Source organism: Paraburkholderia sp. RL18-085-BIA-A (genome assembly GCF_046027075.1).
GTDB lineage: Bacteria > Pseudomonadota > Gammaproteobacteria > Burkholderiales > Burkholderiaceae > Paraburkholderia.
The window spans coordinates 1-339 of record NZ_JARESU010000675.1 but is presented as its reverse complement, the minus strand read 5'-3'; the positions used below and the strand labels follow the sequence as shown (position 1 = coordinate 339).

At 59.0% G+C, this 339-nt stretch carries 1 protein-coding gene; it reads right to left on the bottom strand.

All coding sequences use genetic code 11. The features are described 5' to 3' along the window. Positions 1-42: 42 nt before the first annotated feature. Positions 43-339: winged helix-turn-helix domain-containing protein (locus P0D89_RS54355; protein ID WP_408371616.1), on the bottom strand; the 297-nt coding region annotated here is incomplete at its 5' end.

The window sequence follows — 339 nt, the reverse complement described above, 5'->3', positions numbered from 1 at the left end:
GACTCAGACGCCTGAGAAGCGAGTACGCTCCGTCCGCGGCAATCATGGCCGCTCTTCCATCACATAGCCCATGCCACGGACCGTATGGAGCAGTTTCTTCTCGAATGGATTGTCGATCTTTGCGCGCAGACGCCTGACAGCCACTTCAACGACGTTCGTATCGCTGTCGAAGTTCATGTCCCAGACGTGTGACGTGACGACTGAACGCGTGACCACTTCACCCTGCCTTTCGGCGAGGAGTTTCACAAGCGTGAATTCCTGCGCAGTCAGGTCGATGCGGACGTCACCGCGCCGCACACGGCGCCTGAGGAGGTCGATCTCCATATCGCCGACACGCAG